The sequence below is a fragment of the Dactylosporangium sp. NPDC050688 genome (genome assembly GCF_040654515.1).
Taxonomy (GTDB): Bacteria; Actinomycetota; Actinomycetes; order Mycobacteriales; family Micromonosporaceae; genus Dactylosporangium.
Genome location: NZ_JBFAIC010000005.1, coordinates 170,071 through 188,149, shown reverse-complemented (window position 1 = coordinate 188,149; position 18,079 = coordinate 170,071). Strand labels below are relative to the sequence as shown.

Sequence of the window (18,079 nt, the reverse complement as noted above, 5' to 3'; positions counted from 1 at the left end):
GATTCCGGACCGCTTGGGTCCCCTCGGGGTGACTTCCGGCGTGTCGCTGCGCCGGAGAGCCACCGGACGGCGGGTAAAGGAGCCGCCGACGGTGCCGCCGGCAGCCTTGACGCCGCCCCCGATGATGCCGCCGGCAGTCCTGACGCCGCCCCCGATGACGCCGCCCGTAGTCCTGACGGCGCCCCGGACGACAGTCCCGCCGCCGGCACCGCGCGCCGGGTGATCCGCCGGGTCGCCGACCGGCTGATGGGCTGGCGCGAGCGGCTCTACGCGACCCGGATCGGTCGCGCCGGCGTGAAGATCGTGGTGGCGCTGGTGGGGACGCTGGTGATCGCCGTCGGCGTGGTGCTGCTGCCGCTGCCCGGGCCCGGCTGGGTCATCATCCTGGGCGGCCTGGCGATCCTGGCCATGGAGTTCCACTGGGCGCGGCGGCTGCTGACCTTCACCCGCCGGCAGTTGCTGCGCTGGACCCGCCTGGTGCGCGACGGCTCCTGGCTGGTGCGGATCGTCTCCGTCGGCGGTCTGCTGCTTGTCGTCGGTGCGGCGTTGCTGCTCTCGCTGCGGATGCTCGCCTGACTTCACGACAGCGATCATGCTGCGGCGGGGGATGAGCCAAGGACATCCGTGCCGGGTGACTCGGCGACGGCGCCGCGACCGGTTGCCGCGGCATGCCGGCGATCGGTTCCTGCCTTAACCGATTGTGCGCGTTTCATCGTGTCTGCGTTTCGTGCGGCGCCGATTCCGCGCCGGGTGCGCGACAACGGTACGGTGGGAGTAATCTCGCCCGGTACCGGGGCGTAACATCCCGTTGAGTATCTTGTTCGTGTCCGAATGATGGCGGCACGCTCGTGTCGTGATGCGGTGCGCCGCGTCAGTGATGCGAAGACATTGGCAGCACCTGAGGAAAGGCCACTCATGGCAAAACGCGTCATCCACGAGCTGATCGACGACATCGACGGCAAGCCCGCCGCCGAGAGCATCGTGTTCGCACTCGACGGCGTGCAGTACGAGATCGACCTGTCCGAGGCGAACGCCGCGAAGCTGCGCGACGCCGTCGCCCCGTTCGTCGCCGCCGCGACGAAGATCGGGCGTGGTGGCGTGGTCAGCACCGTGCGCGGTCGCGACGTGCGCGGCCGGGGCGTCACCCGCGGTGACCGTGACCAGAACCGTGCCATTCGGGAATGGGCGCAGGCCAAGGGGATCGACGTTTCCGACCGGGGCCGGATCAAGCAGGACGTGGTCGACCGCTACCACGCCGAGGCCGGCCGCTAAACAGGGACGTCCCGCACCGAAATACCACGAGTTGAGAAACCGGTCGATGCGGTGAAGCATTCCGGTGAAAACGCGATCGAGCCGCTGCCCGGGTGGGCAGCGGCTCGATCACAATAGCGACGCTCCGGCTAAGGCGTGCCCCGCGGCGGCCCCAACGTGGTGCCGGCATGCACCGTGCACGGCAGCAACCGCTGCACCGCGGGCCCGGCACCGCCTTCGATGGCGGCGGTCAGTTGCTCGACCGCCTGCCAGCCCATCTCCCGGCGCGGGATCCGCAGCCTGGTGAGCGCCTCGTCCAGCGGCCCGGTGCCGCTGGGCTCACCGAGCGCCACCACCGACAGGTCCCCGGGCACCGACCATCCCCGCGCGCGGGCCGCCGCGACCAGGGCGGCCGCGTCGGCGTGCTCCTCGAGGAACACCGCCGTGAGCCGCTCCCGCTCGATCGCCGCCGGCCACCCGTCCGCCGGCGGCGGCAGGTGCAGGCGGCAACCCTCATCGTCGCCGGCGGTGCCGTCGTCGCCCTCGCCGGCGTCGCCGGTGGGCCGGAAGCCGCGGAGCCGGTCGGCGTGCGACTCGGCGGGGCCGCCGGTGCCGAGGTAGCCGATCCGGGTGTGCCCGAGCTCCCGGGCCCGCTCGACCAGCGCCGCGACCGCCGCCGGGTAGTCGGCGCCCACGTACGGCACCGGGCCGCCCGCGTCGTCGCGCCGCCCGACGGACACGAACGCGTGCCCCTCCCCGACGAGCCGGACCAGGTCGTCGCGGTCGACCCGCCGGCCGAGCAGGATGGTGCCGTCGGCGATGCCGATCCGGCTGTCGGCGTGGAAGATCCGCCGCCGGCCCGCCCCGCCCTCGCCGGCCAGCTGCGAGCTCGACGTGAACAGCAGCAGGTCGCAGCCGAGCTGCTCGGCCCGCTGCTCGATGCCGACGAGGAACGGATGGTAGAAGTCGGCCGCGGTGCTGGGGAACACCGGCTCGTACGTGAACACGCCCAGGATCCGGTTGCGCCCGGACACCAGCCGCCGGGCGACCGGGTCGGCGACGTAGCCGGTGGCGCGGATCGCGTCGAGGACCCGCTGCCGGGTCTCGGGCGCGATCCGCACGTCGTCACCGGTGCGGTTGTTGAGCACCAGCGACACGGTCGCCTGGCTGACCCCCGTCATCCGGGCGATGTCCCGCTGGGTAACCCGCCTGCTCATGCCGGCCCTCTCCGCTGCGTTCTGGTCCGCTCACGGTCGAAGGTGTATCACCCTTTGAGCCCGGTGTGCGCGAGGCCTTCGACGAACTGGCGCTGGGCGATCACGAACACGACGAGCACCGGCAGCGCCGTCAGCGACGCGGCGGACAGCTGCACGTCCCACATGGGGCCGCCGTACGCGTCCACGTACTGGGTCAGCGCCTGCGGCAGCGTGAACTTCTCCTTGCTCGACAGGTACACCACCGGCTCCAGGAACAGGTTCCAGCTGTTGAGGAACGTGAAGATGCCGACCGCCCCGAGCGCCGGGCGGGCCAGGGGCAGCGCGATGCGCCGGAACGTGGCGAACCGGCCGAGCCCGTCGACGCGGGCCGCCTCCTCCAGCTCCTTCGGCAGGGTCACGAAGAACTGCCGCATGATGAACGTGGCCAGCACGCTGGGCGCGCCGAAGATCGGCACCAGGATCAGCGGCCAGTGCGTGTCGATCATGCCGAAGCGGTTGAACAGCTGGAACAGCGGCACGATCGTCACCTCGCTCGGGATGAGCAGGCCGGTGAGCACGACCACGAACAGCACGTTCTGCCCGGGGAAGCGGATCCTGGCGAACGCGTAGCCGGCCAGGGACGCCACCGCCATCGTGCCCGCGGTGACGATCGCGGCGATGTACAGGCTGTTCCAGTACTGCTCCGCGAACGGCTGCAGCCGGAACACCTCCCGGTAGGCGCCGAAGTGCCATTCCGAGGGCAACAGGCGGGGCGGGTAGGCGAAGATCTCGCTCGTCGGCTTGAACGACGACGTCACCATCCACCAGGTCGGGAACACGAACGGCACGCACAGCACCGACAGCAGCCCGTAGACGAGCACCTTCGCCCTACTGCTCATGGACGACCCACTTCCGGCGCAGCCGCCACTGCACGAGCGTGAGGGCGAGCACGATGACGAACAGCAGGATGGCCAGCGTCGAGCCGTAGCCGAAGTGATGGAACTGGAACGCCTGCTGGTAGAGGTAGTAGACGAGCACGGTGGTGGACGTGCCGGGGCCGCCCTGGGTGAGCACCGCGATCTGCGCGAAGACCTGCAGCGAGCCGACCACGGTGATGATCGACGTGAGCAGGATGGTGGGGCTGATCATCGGTACGGTGATGCGCCGGAACCTGGTCCACGCCGACGCGCCGTCCAGCTGCGCGGCCTCGTACAGCTCGCCGGGCACGCCCTGCAGCGCGGCGAGGAACAGCACCATGTTGAGCCCGACGTTCTTGAACACCTGCACCGCGATCACCGACACCATCGCGGTGGGGCCGGTTCGCAGCCAGTTCGGCCCCTCGACGCCGACGGCCTGCAGCAGCCCGTTGACGCCGCCGTTGGACTGCAGCAGGAATCCCCACACGATCGTCCACGCGACCAGCGACACCACGACGGGGGAGAAGAACAGCGTCCGGTACACGGCCAGCCCGCGCAGCCGCTGGTTGAGCAGCACCGCGAGCAGCAGGGCCAGGCTCAGGTTGAACACCACCAGGCCGACGGAGAAGATGCCGGTCGCGCGCAGCACCGACGGCAGCGACGGGTCGGACAGCAGCACCTCGTAGTTGCCGGCGCCGACGAACTCGAAGCTGCCGGCCAGGACGTTCCACTCGTGCAGGCTGTACCAGAGCACCAGGCACAGCGGTGCGAAGACGAAGACGGCCGACCCGGCCAGCTGGGGGGCGACGAACAGCCACCCCGCCAGCCGGTCGGCGGTCCTGGACCGGAGCCTCACTGCTTCGCCAGTTGCGGGGCGATCTTGGCGCACACGCCGGACAGCACCGCCTTGACGTCGGCCTGCGGCTGCCACAGCGGGTCGAGGCCGGCGCGGACGGTCTGGGAGAGCTCGGCGAACCCGGCGTGGCTGGGGCCGACCGTGCCCTTGGCGATGCCGTCGACGACGACCTTCTGCAGCTGCTCGGGCTTGAGCAGCGGGTTGGTCTTGGCGAGGGTCTCCGCGGTCTGCTGCGAGGTGCGCGGCGGCGGGAAGTACGCGGCGAGCTTCGCCGAGTTCGCGGGGCTGGTCATGAACGCGAGGAACTCCTGCGCCGCGGCCGCGTGCTTACCCTTCTTGAACACGCCGATGCCGGCCTGGCCGAACACCGCGTAGGAGCCGACCCTGCCCTGCGGCAGCGGCACCAGGTCCCAGCCGAACTGGTTCTTCAGCAGCGACGCCCGGCTGATCTGGGTGATCGTCATCGCCGCGTCGCCGGCGAAGAAGTCGGCGCTGACGCCGGGGCCGGGCAGCGCCTTGTCGGTGAAGATCGCCTTGTGCAGGGTCGTCATCGCCTCGACCATCTCGGATTTGTCGAACCCGCAGGTCTTGCCGTCGGTGCTCCACGCCTGCGCGCCCCAGCCGCCCCAGAAGCTGGCCAGGTTCTGCCACGCCTTGTAGTCGAAGTCGCGGACCACGAGGCCGGCCTTGCCGGTGGCGGCATTGACGGCGGCGGCGGTCTGCAGCGCGGTGTCCCACGTCCAGTTCCCGGCCGCGATGAGCTCCGCCGGGGTGGGCCTGCCGGCCTTCTTCACCAGGTCATTGTTGACGAACACGCCGAACGGCGAGGTCGAGAACGGGTACGCGTACAGCTTGCCCTGGCTCTGCCAGAGCTTCATCGGGCTCGCGCCGAGGTCCTCGAACTGGTAGCCCGGCGTCTTCTTCAACGTGTCGTCGAGCGGGACGAGCGCGCCGGAGGAGACGAAGTCCGGCGCGGAGTTCTCCAGGATCCACGCGAGGTCGGGCTGGTTGCCGCCGGCGATCTGGGTGGTCAGCGCCGTGGTGTACGTGTCGAACGGCAGCGAGTCGAACTTGATCTCGGTCACGTCCGGGTGCGCCGCCCTGTACTCGGCGGCGATCTCGTTGAACAGCTTGAGGTGCGCCTCGTTGGCGGTCCAGATGGTCATCCGCAGCGAGACCGGGCCGGTGTCCTTCGGGGTGTCGTCCGCGCCGCACGCCGTGAGGCCGAGCAGCGCCGCGGTCGCGACGGCGAACGCTGTCTTCATTCGCATGGGGGTTCTCCTGATGGGGGTGTCAGTAGGCGGTGACGTCGGGCCAGGCGAGCTCGACGCCGTCGGAGGTCAGGCGGGACTGGAAGTCGGCGAGCCGGGCGGGGTCGGCCCGCACGGCGCGGGGCGTGGTGCCCCGGTCGAGGCAGAACGCGGCGAGGGCGCCGGCGGCCTCGCCGATGTTCCACTCGACGGGGTGCAGCCGGTAGCAGCCGTTGGTGATGTGGGTGGTGCCGAGGTTCTTCGCCGCCGGCAGGAGGTTCTCGACCCGGCGGGGCAGCAGCGCGCCGAGCGGGATCTGGAACGGGCTGGACGGCACGTCGATGTACGTGTCGCCGCCCGTGGACGGGTGCAGGTCGATGCGGTACATGCCGACGCCGACCGAGTCGGGGTAGTTGACGCTGCCCTTGTCGCCGCGCACCGCGTGGGACAGGTCCTGCTCCACGACGGTGTAGTCGGCGAGGATGCGCCGCGACTCGCGGATGTAGGGCGCCTGGGCGAGCCCGTCGGCCGAGCCCGTCACGTCGCCGCGCAGCCGCAGGCCGGGGAAGCCGGTGCCGCCGTCGGGGCGGGGCGCCTCCGTCTGCAGCCAGTACAGCACCGATTTGGACAGCTCCCGGGCCCGCGCCAGGTGGTCCTCGGCGTCGGGCACGTCGATGACCGGCGCCTCGAAGTAGTCGATCATCGGCCAGTTGACCAGGGTGATGTCGCTGGCATACGCGCCGGGCGTGAACAGCTTGCGGGCCGCGATGCGCCGGAACGTCCACAGGTTCGCGTCGCCCGGGTCGAGCCGCTGGTCGGCGACGACGCCGAGCGGGTCGTCGTCGGGGTTCGGGGTGAAGCTGCGCTCGGCGATCTCCAGCGTCCGCGGGTGCGGGGAGCGCCACGACAGCAGCGGCCCGCCCCAGAACGGCGGCGTGTACGCGCGCCAGAACCCGTACGCGCCGGGCCGGTCGATCGTGTGGTCGCCGTCGACGTGGTCGATCGCGAAGCACACCGAGACCGCCTGCATGTTCGCCGGCTGCGCCACCGCGGGCGCGCTCGGCTCGCCGGTGTCGTCCTGCGACTCGAAGCCCGTCACGTACTCGGTGCCGGTCAGCGGCAGCAGTTCGCCGGTCTCGGTCGCGTCCAGCACGTACCGCGCGGTGACGGTGGTGCGCTCGCCGCTGTCGCGGTGCCGCCCGGTGACCGCCGTGACCCGGTCGCCGTCGGTGTCGGCGCCGGTGGCCTTCCACGGCTGCAGCACCGTGAGGCGCCCGCCGCCGCGGTACGGCTGCAGCATCGCCTCCAGGACGGCCCGGGCGACGGCGGGCTCGTGGCACAGCCGGCTGACGCCGCCGGCGCCCGGGTTGAGGTGCGTCCAGCGCCGCGCCGCGTCGGTGAGCGGGTAGTAGCGCCGGTAGTAGTGCCGGATGCCGTCGCGCAGCGCCCGGTAGCTCGCGGTCACGCCGAACTGCTCGACCCAGCTGTGCTCGTCCGGCGGCACGGCCTGGCTGGTGAGCTGGCCCCCGAGCCAGTCGTACTCCTCGGTGAGCACGACCGACCGGCCGGCCCGCAGCGCCGCGAGGGCCGCCGCCACGCCGCCGAGTCCGCCGCCCACGACGAGGACGTCCGCCGCCAATTCCTTCACGTGCGCTCCTTGCTGCTTGCGGTTCTCAGGGTTTCACCGGGGACGAGCTCACAGGCGAGCAACGTCTGCTGTGCCGGTCCGCCACCGACGATCTCGGTGAGGTGGTCGACCGCCCGCCAGCCCATCTCGCGGCGCGGGGTGCGGAACCGGGTCACGTCGAACGGCGCGGGTGTGGCGCCGGCCCTGGTCGGCTCGCCGAGCACCACGACCGACACGTCGCCGGGCACGTCGCGGCCGTGCGCGCGCAGGACCGCTACGAGGTCGGCCGCGTCCGCGGGCTCCTCCAGGAACAGTGCGGTGACGCCGGCCGCGAGCAGCCGCGGCACCGCGCCGTCGAGGGCGCCGTCGCGGCGGGGCTCGTGGGTCGCGGACACCCCGGCGGCCAGGCACGCGCCGGCGAAGCCACGCAGCCGGTCCAGGTGCGACTCGGCGGGGCCGCCGGTGCCGACGTACGCGAGGCGGCGGTGGCCCAGCTCGACCGCCGCGGCGACCAGGGCGGCGGTCGCCGCGCCGTAGTCGGCGCCGACGTAGGGCACGTCGGGGGCGTCGCGGCGCCCGACGCTGACGAAGGGGTGGTGCTCGGCGACCAGCCGGGCCAGCTCGTCGCGGCCGATCGAGCGGCCGAGCACGATGCAGCCGTCGGCGAGGCGCATGCGGTGCGGGCCGGAGGTGAACAGCAGCAGGTCGCAGCCGAGCTGCTCGGCCCGCTGCTCGATGCCGACGAGGAAGGGGTGGTAGAAGTCGGCGGTCGCGCTGGGGAACACCGGCTCGTACGTGAACACGCCGAGGATCCGGTTGCTGCGGTCGGCGAGGCGCCGGCCGACCACGTCGGCGACGTAACCGGTGGCCCGGATCGCGTCGAGCACCCGCTGCCGGGTCTCCTGGGCGATGCGCACCGCGCCGCTGCCGTTGAGCACGAGCGAGACGGTCGCCTGGCTGACGCCGGTCATCCGCGCGATGTCGCGCTGCGTGACCCGACGTCCCATGACCGTACCTCTCCCTCGGCAAGCGCTGGAATCCAGCGCTAATGCGTATCAGCAAGCTCTGGGCACGAATCGTGCGCCGGATCTCGCCGGTCCGTCAAGCCGTGGGAGAGGTTTCGTTACCCGTTCGCGTCAGTGACTAATACGCATTAGTCCACCGTTTCATGATCGGTAGTGGGTGATCAGCCGGGCCAGGCCGATCGGCAGGTCCCGGACGCGGATGCCGGTCGCGTGGAACACGGCGTTGGCGACCGCGGCGGCCGTGCCGACGATGCCGATCTCGCCGATGCCCTTCACGCCCATCGGGTTGAGGTGCGGGTCGTGCTCGTCGAGCCACTCGACCTCGACCCGCGGCACGTCGGCGTTGACCGCCACGTGGTAGGCGGCCAGGTCGGCGGTCACGAAGTCGCCGGTGCGCGAGTCGAGCACCGACTGCTCCAGCAGCGCCCCCGACAGCCCCATCGTCATCCCGCCGATCAGCTGCGAGCGGGCCGTCGTCGGGTTCACGATCCGCCCGGCGGCGAACACGCCCAGCAGCCGGTCCACCCGGATCTCGCCGGTCACCGCCGACACGCGGACCTGGCAGAACTGGGCCCCGTACGCGTGCCGGGCGAACTCCGGCCGGTCGCGGATCTCCAGCGTCGTGTCGGCGCGCACGGCGACCCCGCCGGCCGGCACGCTGCCGCCGTGCTCCCGGTCGATGCGCTCGCGCAGCAGCCTGCACGCCTTCGTCACCGCCCAGCCCCACGACGCGGTCCCCATCGAGCCGCCCGCGACCGGCGCCGGGCCGATCGCCGAGTCGCCGACGGTGATCTCCACCTCGCACAGCGGCACGTCCAGGGCGTCCGCGGCGATCTGGCGCAGCACCGTGCGGGCGCCCGTGCCGATGTCGGCGGCGTTGACCTCCACGTCGAAGCGCTGGTCGGCGGTCGCCCGCGCCAGGGCCGTCGACGGCCACGTGAGCGCCGGGTACGTCGAGGCCGCCACGCCCGTGCCGATGAGCCACTCCCCGTCGCGGCGCACCGCGGGCCGCGGGTCGCGCCCGGCCCAGCCGAAGCGTTGCGCCCCCTGCTCCAGGCACTGCACCAGGTGCCGGCTGGAGAACGGGACATGCTCCTCCGGGTGCACCGGCGGCTCGTTGTCGATGCGCAGCCGCACCGGGTCCCAGTTGCCGGCGGCCGCCAGCTCGTCGATCGCGGACTCCAGGGCGAACGCCCCCGGGCACTCCCCGGGCGCCCGCATCCACCCCGGCGTCGGCACGTCCAGCGCCACCACCCGGTGCGTCGTGAGCCGGTGCGGGGCGGCGTACATGTGCCGGGACAGCACCGCGGTCTGCTCGACGAACTCGCTCAGCTGCGAGGTCTGGCTGACCGCGTCGTGCCCGATGGCCAGCAGCCGGCCGTCCGTGGACGCGCCCAGCCGGACCCGCTGGATCGTCGGCGTGCGGTAGCCGGCCAGCGCGAAGAGCTGCTGCCGGGTCAGCGCCAGCTTCACCGGCCGGCCGACCAGCCGCGCCGCCATCGCCGCCAGGACCGTGTTGGCCCTGGGCCCGCCCTTGCCGCCGAACCCGCCGCCGATGTGCTCGTTGACCACCCGCACCGACTGCGGCGGCAGCTCGAACAGCCCCGCCAGCGCCTCGTGCACCGCCGTGGAGGCCTGCGTCGCGTCGAAGACCGTGAGGCAGCCGCGCTCCCAGAACGCGGTCGCGGCGTGCGGCTCCATCGCGCAGTGGTGCTCCGGCGGCGTGCGGTACGTCGCGTCGACGCGGACCGTCGCGGCGGCCAGGCCGGCGTCGACGTCGCCGACCGCGGAGCGGGCCGGGTAGCCGGCGTTGACCTGCACCGGCTGGTACAGCGCGGGGTGGTCCAGCCGCAGGACCGTGTCCGCGATCGTGCCGTCCTCGCGGACCCGCACGAGCGCGGCGCCGGCCCGGGCCGCCTCCGGCGACGTGGCCACGACCACCGCGACGACCTGCCCCCGGTACGCGATCCGCGGCGACTGCAGCACCAGCAGCTCCGGGTCGCCGACCGGCTCCAGGTGCGGCGCGTTGCCGTGCCACAGCACCGCGAGGACCCCCTCCTCGGCGAGCGCCCGGGACGTGTCGACGTCCACGACGACCCCGCGGGCCACCGTCGACTGGACCACCCACGCGTACGCCGCGCCCGGCACCGGGTGGTCGACCGCGTACGGCGCCCGCCCGGTCACCTTGTCCCACGCCTCGACCCGCGGGCCGGCCACCCCGATGCTCCGCGACGCCTCCGTCCGCGGCGCTGCCTGCCGGGTCTGTGTGCTCGTCACCAGCTCGCCTCCGTCATCCCCCGCAGGACGCCGACCGTCAGGTTGCGGATCAGCGGCAGCTTGTACTCGTTGTCCCGCAACGGCCTCGCCGCGCCGAGCTCCTCGTCCGCGGCCCGTTCGAAGCTGTCGACCGTCGCCGGCGCGCCGCGCAGCGCCCGCTCCGCCGCGTACGCCCGCCACGGCCGGTGCGCGACCGCCCCGTACGCGAGCCGCACGTCGCGCACCGTGCCGTCGGCCACGTCGAGCGCGGCGGCGACCGAGCCGGCCGCGAACGCGAACGACGAGCGGTCCCGCACCTTGCGGTAGGTCGAGGTGCGCGCGATCGGCGACGGCGGCAGCACCACGGCGGTGATCAGCGCGCCCGGCGGCAGGTTCGTGTCCAGGTCGGGCCGGTCGCCGGGCAGCCGGAACAGCTCGTGCACGCTCATCTGCGCCGTCCCGTCCGGGGTCAGCAGCTCCACCCGCGCGTCGAGCAGCACGAGCGCGACCGCCAGGTCCGACGGGTTGGTCGCGACGCACGGCGCCGGGCCGCCACCCGGTGTCTGCGTGCCGAAGACGGCCAGGTCCCGGTGCTCGCCGTCGCGGGCGTCGCAGCCGTCGCCCGGCTGCCGCTTGTTGCACGCCTTCGTCACGTCGACGAAGTACCGGCAGCGGGTGCGCTGCAGCAGGTTCCCGCCGATCGTGGCCCGGTTGCGCAGCTGCGCCGACGCCCCCGACAGCAGCGCGAGCGCCACCGCCGGGAACCTGGTCCGCAGCACCGGGTCGGTGGCGAGGTCGCTGTTCGCGGTGAGCGCCCCGACCCGCATCCCGCCGTCCGGCAGCGGCTCGATCTGCCGCAGCGGCAGCCCGGTCACGTCGACGAGCAGGTCGGGGGCGGTGACGCCGAGCTTCATCAGGTCCACGAGGTTGGTCCCGCCGGCCAGGAACGCCGCGCCCGCGTGCGCGACGGTGGAGACCGCCGTGCCCGCCGCGTCGGGCCGCTGGTACGCGAACGGCTTCACCGCGCCCCCACCCCCTGCGCCGCGACGTCCTCGATCGCGGCGACGATGTTCACGTACGCGCCGCAGCGGCACAGGTTGCCCGACATCCGCTCGCGGATCTCGGGCTCGTCGAGGGTGGCGCCCTCGGCGGCGGCCTCCTCCAGCATGCCGACGGCCGAGCAGATCTGCCCCGGTGTGCAGAAGCCGCACTGCAGCGCGTCGTGCGCGACGAACGCCTCCTGCACCGGGTGCAGCGCCGGGCGCTCCTGCGGCGCCGCCAGCTGTGTCGAGGTGCGGCTGCTGAGCCCCTCCACCGTGGTGACCGCCGCGTCCTGGCAGGTGACCGCGAGGATCAGGCAGCTGTTCACCCGCCGGCCGTCGAGCAGGACGGTGCAAGCACCGCACTGGCCGTGATCGCAGCCGCGTTTCGTGCCCGGCAGCGACAGCTGCTCGCGGAGCATGTCGAGCAGGGTCGTGCGGTTGTCGACGCGCAGTTCGTTGGTGCGTCCGTTGACGCACAAGGTGATGTCGCTGGTGAGCTGTCGTTCCACCCGGCCGTCCTGCCCACGGCCGCCCCGGCCATGCGTGCCCGGCGCCGCCCACCCCGCGAAGTCACCCGGACTGTGGGACCGTGGTGCGGTGGACGGGGCAGCGCAGGCGGGTGCGGTCACCGCGGACGGCTGCCCGGTGCAGCTGTACGCGCTGCTGCCCGCGACCGGCGAGCCCGCGGTGATCCACGCGGCGGTGCCGCCCGGCGCGCACATCCTCGACCTCGGCTGCGGCGCCGGCCGGCTGACCCACCCGCTGACCGGCCTCGGCCACCCCGTCACCGCCGTCGACAACTCCGCGGAGATGCTCGCCCACGTGCGCGGCGCCACCACTGTCCTGGCCGACATCGAGGCCCTCGACCTGGATCGGCGGTTTCCGGTGGTACTGCTGGCGAGCCACCTCGTCAACACCCCCGACGACCGGGTGCGGGGCCGGCTGCTGGCCGCCTGCCGCCGGCACCTCGCGGCCGACGGGCGGGTCCTGATCCAGTGGCTGCCGCCCGCCTGGTTCGACCGGGTCTTCGCCGCCATGCGCCCCGTCACCGGCCGCATCGGCGACATCGAGGTGACCGACACGCCGCTGTCGCACGACGGCACCGTCCTGCAGGCGGTGTGCACGTACCGGGTGGCCGGGCCGGACGGCGGCACCTGGTCGCACCGGTTCGCCACCCGCCGGCTCAGCCGCGCCGACCTGCACGCCGCCCTGGCCGGCGCGGGTCTGCGCTTCGAGCGCCACCTCGACCCGGGCCGGCACTGGCTGACCGCCGTCGTGTGAGCCGGACGTCACGACGGTGTCAGCAGTCGCATGAGACCGCCCAGCGGGGCGCGGTGAGCTCGTCGGCCGGGCGGCGGTCCGGCCCGTCCGGCGACACGTACGTGAAGCCCTCCCGCACCCAGTACTCGTAGCCGCCGAGCATCTCCTTGACCTGGTACCCGAGCTTCGCGAACTCCAGCGCCGCCCGGGTCGCGCCGTTGCAGCCGGGGCCCCAGCAGTACGTGACGACCTGCGCGCCGGCCGGCACGAGCTCGGCGGCGCGCGCGGCGATCTGCGCGGTCGGCAGGTGCACCGCGCCCGGCAGGTGCCCCTGCGCCCACGCCTGCGCGCCGCGCGAGTCGACCACGACGTAGCCGGGGGTGCCCGCCTCAGTGCCGGCCTGCAGGGCCGCGTGCACGTCGCTGACGTCGGTCTCGAACCGCAGGCGTGCGGTGAAGTGCTCGATGGCGGCAGTGTTCGTCATGCGCTCATCGTGCTGCGCGAGGTCCGCCGCGCGACAGTGGCGTGAATGCCACGCTCCGCTAAGATACCGCCATGCTGGAGGTGTCGGTACTGCTGTACCCCGGCATGTCGGCGTTCGAGACCGGCATCGTCACCGAGGTGTTCGGGCTGCCCCGGCCCGAGTTCGAGCGCCCCTGGTACCGGCTGGCCGTCTGCGCCCCCAGCGACGCGCCCGTGCCGATGATCGGCGGCGCGACGCTCACCACACCGTTCGGGCTCGCGGAGTTCGCCGCCGCGGACACCGTCGTCGTGCCCGGCGTCGCCGACGTCCACCGCGACCCGCCGGCCGCGGTCCTCGACGCGCTGCGCACCGCCCACACCCGAGGCGCCCGCATCCTGTCCATCTGCTCCGGCGCGTTCGCCCTCGCCGCCGCCGGGCTGCTCGACGGCCGGCGCGCCACCACCCACTGGCGCTATGCGGAGCTGCTGCAGCGCCGGTTCCCGGCCGTGGACGTGGACCCGGGCGTGCTCTACCTCGCCGACGGCGACGTGTGGACCAGCGCCGGCAGCGCCGCCGGCCTCGACCTGTGCCTGCACGCGGTGCGCGCCGACCACGGCGCCGCGATCGCCAACGCCGTCGCCCGCCGGCTCGTCGTGCAGCCGCACCGCGACGGCGGCCAGGCCCAGTACATCGAGGCCCCGATGCCCATCCGCCCGGGCGCCGGCGACCCGGGCGCCGACGGACGGATCGCGCGCAGCGTCGACTGGGCGCTCGCGCACCTCGCCGAGCCGCTCACCGTCGACGCCCTGGCCCGGCAGGCGCACATGTCGCCGCGGACGTACCTGCGGCACTTCACCCGCACCACCGGCACCAGCCCGATCCGCTGGCTGATCCGGCAGCGGGTCCAGGCGAGCCTGGCGCTGCTGGAGTCCACCGACACCCCGATCGAGCAGATCGCGGCCGCCGTCGGATTCGACACGCCGGTCACGTACCGCCACCACTTCGCCAACACGATGCGCACCTCGCCGTCGGCGTACCGGCACGCCTTCCGCACCGGCGGCGCGTAGGCTCACCCGTCGTGCGCCTCTGGTTGACGCTCGCCGGCATCGGCTTCCGGCGATGGTCCACCTACCGCCTGGCGGCGTTCGCGGGCGCGTTCACCAACAGCGTGTTCGGGCTGATCCGGGCCGGCGTCATCACCGCCGCCGTCGCCGCGGCCGGGGGCACGCTCGGCGGCTGAGCCGGGGGAGACGACCGTCGCGGCGATCCTCGCCGCCGTCGCGCGGCGCTCGCACGTCGTGCACGACCTGACCATCGAGGAGCCCGACATCGAGGCGGTCGTGCGTCGCCTGTACGCCTCCTGAACCGATCTTGAACCGTGCACCCGGCAGGACATTTGTCACCGCCGGGGCGCGACACACGCATCTGCCGCCGCCGGGGTGCGGACCCTAGCGTCGAGGCATGACAACGGTCGAGCTGGAGCACGTGTCCTACGCCTACGGCAGCACAGAGCCCGCCGTGCGGGACGTGTCGCTGCGGATCGGCGCGGGCGAGGTCGTCGCGATGCTCGGGCCGAACGGCGCCGGCAAGTCCACGACGCTGCTCATGCTGCTGGGCATGCTGCCGCCGCGGACCGGCACGGTGCGGCTGTTCGGCGGGACGGTCGCCGCGGCCGTCGCCGCCGGCCGGGTCGGCGCGATGCCGCAGGCCGGTGGGGTGCCGCCCCGCTCGAGCGTCGGTGACCTGCTGGAGTTCCTGCACGCGGTGTACCCGCGGCCGATGCCGGTCGCCGAGGCCCTGGCCCTCGCCGGCCTCGGCGGGCTCACCCGGCGCACCGTGGAGCGGCTCTCCGGCGGGCAGCAGCAGCGGCTCCGCTTCGCGATGGCCGTCATCGGCCGGCCCGACCTGCTGATCCTCGACGAGCCGACGGCGGCGCTGGACGTGCAGTCCCGGCGGGAGTGCTGGGCGGCGATCCGCGGGTACGCCGCGCTGGGCCGCACCGTGCTGTTCTCCACCCACCACCTGGACGAGGCCGACGGCAACGCCGACCGGATCGTCGTGCTCGACCGGGGCACGGTCATCGCCGACGGCACCGCCGCCGAGGTGAAGCGCCGCGTCGGCGTGCACACCGTGACCGTCGCCGCGGCCGCGCCCGCCGGCGGTTACGCGGCCCTGCCGGGGGTCGTCGCGGTCGCCGGCCGGGGCAGGCGGGTCGCGCTCACCACCACCGACGCCGACGCGACGGTGCTCGCGCTCGCCGCCGCCGGCCTGGTCCGCGACATCGAGGTCGCCGGCGCCGGGCTGGAGGAGGCGTTCCTGTCCCTGACCGCAGCGCAACTGCTCACCGAAGGGGTCTGACGTGCGCGCATACATCCGGCTGGAGCTGCGGCGGCTGGCCCGCTCGCCCGGCATGCTCATCCTCACCGTGGTCATGCCGCTGCTGAGCTACCTGCTCTTCACCAACATCCCCGGGCTCACCGGGCAGGACCGTGACGTCGCCGCGACGTACGCGATGGTCAGCATGGCCGGGTACGGCGCGGTCGGCGCCCTGCTCAACTACGCCTCCGGCGTGGTCGTCGACCGGTCGATCGGCTGGATGCGACAGCTGCGGCTCACGCCGCTGTCGCCGGTGCGGGTCGTCGTCGGCAAGGGGCTCGCGGCGATGGCGACCGCGGTCGTGCCGGTGGCCGCGCTGTGCGCCGCCGCCGTGCTGGTCAACGGGGTGCGGCTGGACGCCGGGCAGTGGCTGGCGGTCGTGCCGCTGCTGTGGCTGGGCGCGGCGCCGTTCGCGCTGCTCGGCCTCGGCATGGGGTACCTGGCGACCGCGCAGACGGTGCAGCCGCTCAACCTGCTCGTGTACCTGGGGATGTCGGTGGCCGGCGGGCTGTGGCTGCCCCTGGAGGCGCTGCCCGGCTGGGTGGCGGCGGCCGGGCGGTGGCTGCCGACCCACGCGTACGCCGACATGTCGTGGCAGGTCGCCTTCGGCGGCTCGCCGACCGGCACGGACCTGGTGACGCTCGCCGCCTGGACGGCGGCGTTCGGGGTGCTGGCCGTCGCCGGGTTCCGCCGGTCGGTCCGCGGCACCGTGAGCCTGTAGGCAGAGGCAGGGGATTAGGGTGGGGCGCATGCCCGTGCAACGGTGGAGGCCGTCGGCCGGTGGGCTGCTCTGGGTCGGGGTGTGGACGTTCCCGCTGCTCGACCCGGCCAGCACGGTCACCGCGACGCCGGGCGGGATCGTCGCCGGGGCCGGGCTCGGGCTGTTCACGGTCGCGTACGCGCTGCTCAGCGTCCTGGGGTTCGACCACCGCGAGGACCTGGACCGGGTCGCGACCGCCGGGTTCGGGGTCGTGGCGGCGCTCGGGGTGGCCCTCGCCGCCGCGTACGGGGAACGCTGGCTGGTCGTGCTGCTGTTCGTGGGCACGTGCGGGACGGCGGTGTACGGCGGCCGGGAGCGGCTGACCGTGGCCGTGACGGTGCTCGCGGCGGTGCTGGTGCTGGAGGTGCTGCTCGGGCTGCTGCACCACGCGGACGCGGCACGCCTCATCAGCGTCATGATCGCGACCGTGCTCGCGTCGGGGCTCGTCGGTGCGGTCCGCCAGATGGGCCGGCTGATCCGCGAGCTGCAGCGCACCCGGGAGGCCCTGGCCACGGCCGCCGTCGCGGAGGAGCGGCTGCGCTTCTCCCGGGACCTGCACGACCTGCTCGGCCACACCCTGTCGGTGATCGTGGTGAAGGCGGAGGTGGTCCGGCGTATCGCCGAGCGCGACCCGTCCACCGCGGCCGCGCAGGCCGGCGACATCGAGGACATCGGGCGGCGGGCGCTCGTGGAGATCCGGGAGGCGGTCACCGGGTACCGGGAGGCCGGCCTGACCGCGGAGCTGACCCGGGCGAAGGGGATGCTGTCCAGCGCCGGGATCACCGCGTCGGTGCAGCGCACCGCGGACCCGCTGCCGGACGGCGCCGACCGGCTCCTCGCCTGGGCGCTGCGGGAGGCGACGACGAACGTGGTGCGGCACAGCGGCGCGCGCCGCTGCGACATCGAGATCGCCACCGTGGACGGCGCGGCGGCGCTCAGCGTCGTCGACGACGGCGCCGCCACCGCTGCGGGTGCCGCGGGCGCCGGGTTCGGCAACGGGCTGCGGGGGCTGACCGAGCGGCTCGGCGCGGCCGGCGGCACGCTGCGGGCGGGCGCTCGGGACGAGGGCGGGTTCGCGCTGGTCGCCAGGGTGCCGCTGTGACCGCGCCGCGGCGGGGTGCGGCGGGGTGCGGGCCGCGGCGGGGTGCGGCCGTCAGCGGCCCCGGCGGGGTGCGCCGGTGATCAGGGTGCTGCTGGCCGAGGACCAGGGCATGATGCGTGGCGCGCTCGCGCTGCTGCTCGGCCTGGAGCCCGACCTCGAGGTGGTCGCGCAGGTGGCGACCGGCGACCAGATCGTGCCGGTCGCGGTGCGGGAGCGGCCCGACGTGGCGCTGCTGGACATCGAGATGCCCGGCGGCGACGGGATCACCGCGACCGGGCAGCTGCGCCGGCGGCTGCCCGGGTGCCGGGTGCTGATCCTGACGACGTTCGGGCGGCCCGGGTACCTGCGGCGCGCGATGGAGGCGGGGGCGAGCGGCTTCCTGGTGAAGGACGGGCCGGTCGAGGAGCTGGCGGTGGCGGTGCGCCGGGTGCACGCCGGGGAGCGGGTCGTCGACCCGGCCCTCGCCGCGGCCGCCCTCGCCGCCGGGCCGGACCCGCTCACCGACCGGGAGCGCGACGTGCTGCGTGAGTCGGCGGGCGGGGCGACCGTCGCCGACATCGCCGCTCGGCTGCGGCTGTCGGAGAGCACGGTGCGCAACTACCTGTCGGCGGCGATCACGAAGACCGGCACCCGCAACCGCATCGAGGCGGTCGGCGTGGCGCAGTCCAACGGCTGGCTGTGACGCGGGTAGGCGCCG

The 18,079-nt window shown here is 73.8% G+C and carries 19 protein-coding genes; 9 read left to right on the top strand and 10 right to left on the bottom strand.

What is annotated here, in order from left to right; genetic code table 11:
• Nucleotides 1-219: 219 nt before the first annotated feature.
• Both AB0H83_RS07750 and AB0H83_RS07745 read left to right on the top strand, forming a co-directional pair.
• Entirely contained in the window at nt 220-576 is a 357-nt protein-coding gene (locus AB0H83_RS07750; protein WP_360088557.1) for a TIGR02611 family protein, read from the top strand.
• Between the two features lie 339 nt (nt 577-915).
• Nucleotides 916-1,272, top strand: coding sequence for an Lsr2 family protein (locus tag AB0H83_RS07745; protein ID WP_360088554.1), 357 nt, complete (start codon nt 916-918; stop codon nt 1,270-1,272).
• Nucleotides 1,273-1,400: 128 nt separating this feature from the next.
• Here AB0H83_RS07745 and AB0H83_RS07740 read toward each other — a convergent pair whose 3' ends face one another.
• The 9 genes from AB0H83_RS07740 to AB0H83_RS07700 all read right to left on the bottom strand — a co-directional run bounded on the left by AB0H83_RS07740 (nt 1,401) and on the right by AB0H83_RS07700 (nt 11,930).
• Nucleotides 1,401-2,468, bottom strand: coding sequence for a LacI family DNA-binding transcriptional regulator (locus AB0H83_RS07740; protein ID WP_360088551.1), 1,068 nt, complete (start codon nt 2,466-2,468; stop codon nt 1,401-1,403).
• A 47-nt stretch (nt 2,469-2,515) separates the two neighbouring features.
• Nucleotides 2,516-3,346: a carbohydrate ABC transporter permease gene (locus AB0H83_RS07735; protein ID WP_360088548.1), complete on the bottom strand. Its 831-nt coding sequence runs from the start codon at nt 3,344-3,346 to the stop codon at nt 2,516-2,518.
• Nucleotides 3,336-4,220 (bottom strand): sugar ABC transporter permease, encoded by an 885-nt coding sequence (locus AB0H83_RS07730; RefSeq protein WP_360088545.1) that lies wholly within the window; start codon nt 4,218-4,220, stop codon nt 3,336-3,338. Before AB0H83_RS07730 ends, AB0H83_RS07735 begins: the two co-directional genes overlap by 11 nt.
• Entirely contained in the window at nt 4,217-5,491 is a 1,275-nt protein-coding gene (locus tag AB0H83_RS07725; protein WP_360088542.1) for a sugar ABC transporter substrate-binding protein, read from the bottom strand. The genes AB0H83_RS07730 and AB0H83_RS07725 overlap by 4 nt, the downstream gene beginning before the upstream one ends.
• 22 nt (nt 5,492-5,513) lie before the next feature.
• On the bottom strand, nt 5,514-7,118 hold the full coding sequence (locus tag AB0H83_RS07720; RefSeq protein WP_360088539.1) for an FAD-dependent oxidoreductase: 1,605 nt from the start codon (nt 7,116-7,118) through the stop codon (nt 5,514-5,516).
• Nucleotides 7,115-8,104 carry a LacI family DNA-binding transcriptional regulator gene (locus tag AB0H83_RS07715; RefSeq protein ID WP_360088536.1) on the bottom strand — a complete coding sequence of 330 codons (990 nt, stop codon included), beginning with the start codon at nt 8,102-8,104 and terminating at the stop codon, nt 7,115-7,117. Before AB0H83_RS07715 ends, AB0H83_RS07720 begins: the two co-directional genes overlap by 4 nt.
• 159 nt (nt 8,105-8,263) lie before the next feature.
• On the bottom strand, nt 8,264-10,399 hold the full coding sequence (locus AB0H83_RS07710; protein ID WP_360088533.1) for a xanthine dehydrogenase family protein molybdopterin-binding subunit: 2,136 nt from the start codon (nt 10,397-10,399) through the stop codon (nt 8,264-8,266).
• A complete protein-coding gene (locus tag AB0H83_RS07705) occupies nt 10,396-11,400 on the bottom strand; it encodes a xanthine dehydrogenase family protein subunit M (RefSeq protein WP_360088530.1) in 1,005 nt (334 codons plus the stop codon). The genes AB0H83_RS07710 and AB0H83_RS07705 overlap by 4 nt, the downstream gene beginning before the upstream one ends.
• Nucleotides 11,397-11,930: a 2Fe-2S iron-sulfur cluster-binding protein gene (locus AB0H83_RS07700; RefSeq protein WP_360088527.1), complete on the bottom strand. Its 534-nt coding sequence runs from the start codon at nt 11,928-11,930 to the stop codon at nt 11,397-11,399. The genes AB0H83_RS07705 and AB0H83_RS07700 overlap by 4 nt, the downstream gene beginning before the upstream one ends.
• Nucleotides 11,931-12,018: 88 nt before the next feature.
• Here AB0H83_RS07700 and AB0H83_RS07695 point away from each other — a divergent pair, with 88 nt between their 5' ends.
• Complete coding sequence (locus tag AB0H83_RS07695; RefSeq protein WP_360088524.1) at nt 12,019-12,702, top strand: class I SAM-dependent methyltransferase; 684 nt, start codon at nt 12,019-12,021, stop codon at nt 12,700-12,702.
• Between the two features lie 19 nt (nt 12,703-12,721).
• Here the strand turns inward: AB0H83_RS07695 and AB0H83_RS07690 are convergent, their stop codons facing one another.
• Nucleotides 12,722-13,165, bottom strand: a complete 444-nt coding sequence (locus AB0H83_RS07690; RefSeq protein WP_360088521.1) for a rhodanese-like domain-containing protein — start codon at nt 13,163-13,165, stop codon at nt 12,722-12,724.
• Nucleotides 13,166-13,236: 71 nt separating this feature from the next.
• Here AB0H83_RS07690 and AB0H83_RS07685 point away from each other — a divergent pair, with 71 nt between their 5' ends.
• The 6 genes from AB0H83_RS07685 to AB0H83_RS07660 all read left to right on the top strand — a co-directional run bounded on the left by AB0H83_RS07685 (nt 13,237) and on the right by AB0H83_RS07660 (nt 18,064).
• Nucleotides 13,237-14,211: a helix-turn-helix domain-containing protein gene (locus AB0H83_RS07685; RefSeq protein ID WP_360088518.1), complete on the top strand. Its 975-nt coding sequence runs from the start codon at nt 13,237-13,239 to the stop codon at nt 14,209-14,211.
• 11 nt (nt 14,212-14,222) lie between these two features.
• Complete coding sequence (locus tag AB0H83_RS07680) at nt 14,223-14,384, top strand: hypothetical protein (RefSeq protein ID WP_360088515.1); 162 nt, start codon at nt 14,223-14,225, stop codon at nt 14,382-14,384.
• Nucleotides 14,385-14,605: 221 nt separating this feature from the next.
• Nucleotides 14,606-15,502: an ABC transporter ATP-binding protein gene (locus AB0H83_RS07675; RefSeq protein ID WP_360088512.1), complete on the top strand. Its 897-nt coding sequence runs from the start codon at nt 14,606-14,608 to the stop codon at nt 15,500-15,502.
• A gap of 1 nt (nt 15,503) precedes the next feature.
• On the top strand, nt 15,504-16,241 hold the full coding sequence (locus AB0H83_RS07670; RefSeq protein ID WP_360088509.1) for an ABC transporter permease: 738 nt from the start codon (nt 15,504-15,506) through the stop codon (nt 16,239-16,241).
• 28 nt (nt 16,242-16,269) lie between these two features.
• Nucleotides 16,270-17,382, top strand: coding sequence for a histidine kinase (locus tag AB0H83_RS07665; protein ID WP_360088506.1), 1,113 nt, complete (start codon nt 16,270-16,272; stop codon nt 17,380-17,382).
• A gap of 76 nt (nt 17,383-17,458) precedes the next feature.
• A complete protein-coding gene (locus AB0H83_RS07660) occupies nt 17,459-18,064 on the top strand; it encodes a response regulator transcription factor (RefSeq protein WP_360088503.1) in 606 nt (201 codons plus the stop codon).
• Nucleotides 18,065-18,079: the final 15 nt, after the last annotated feature.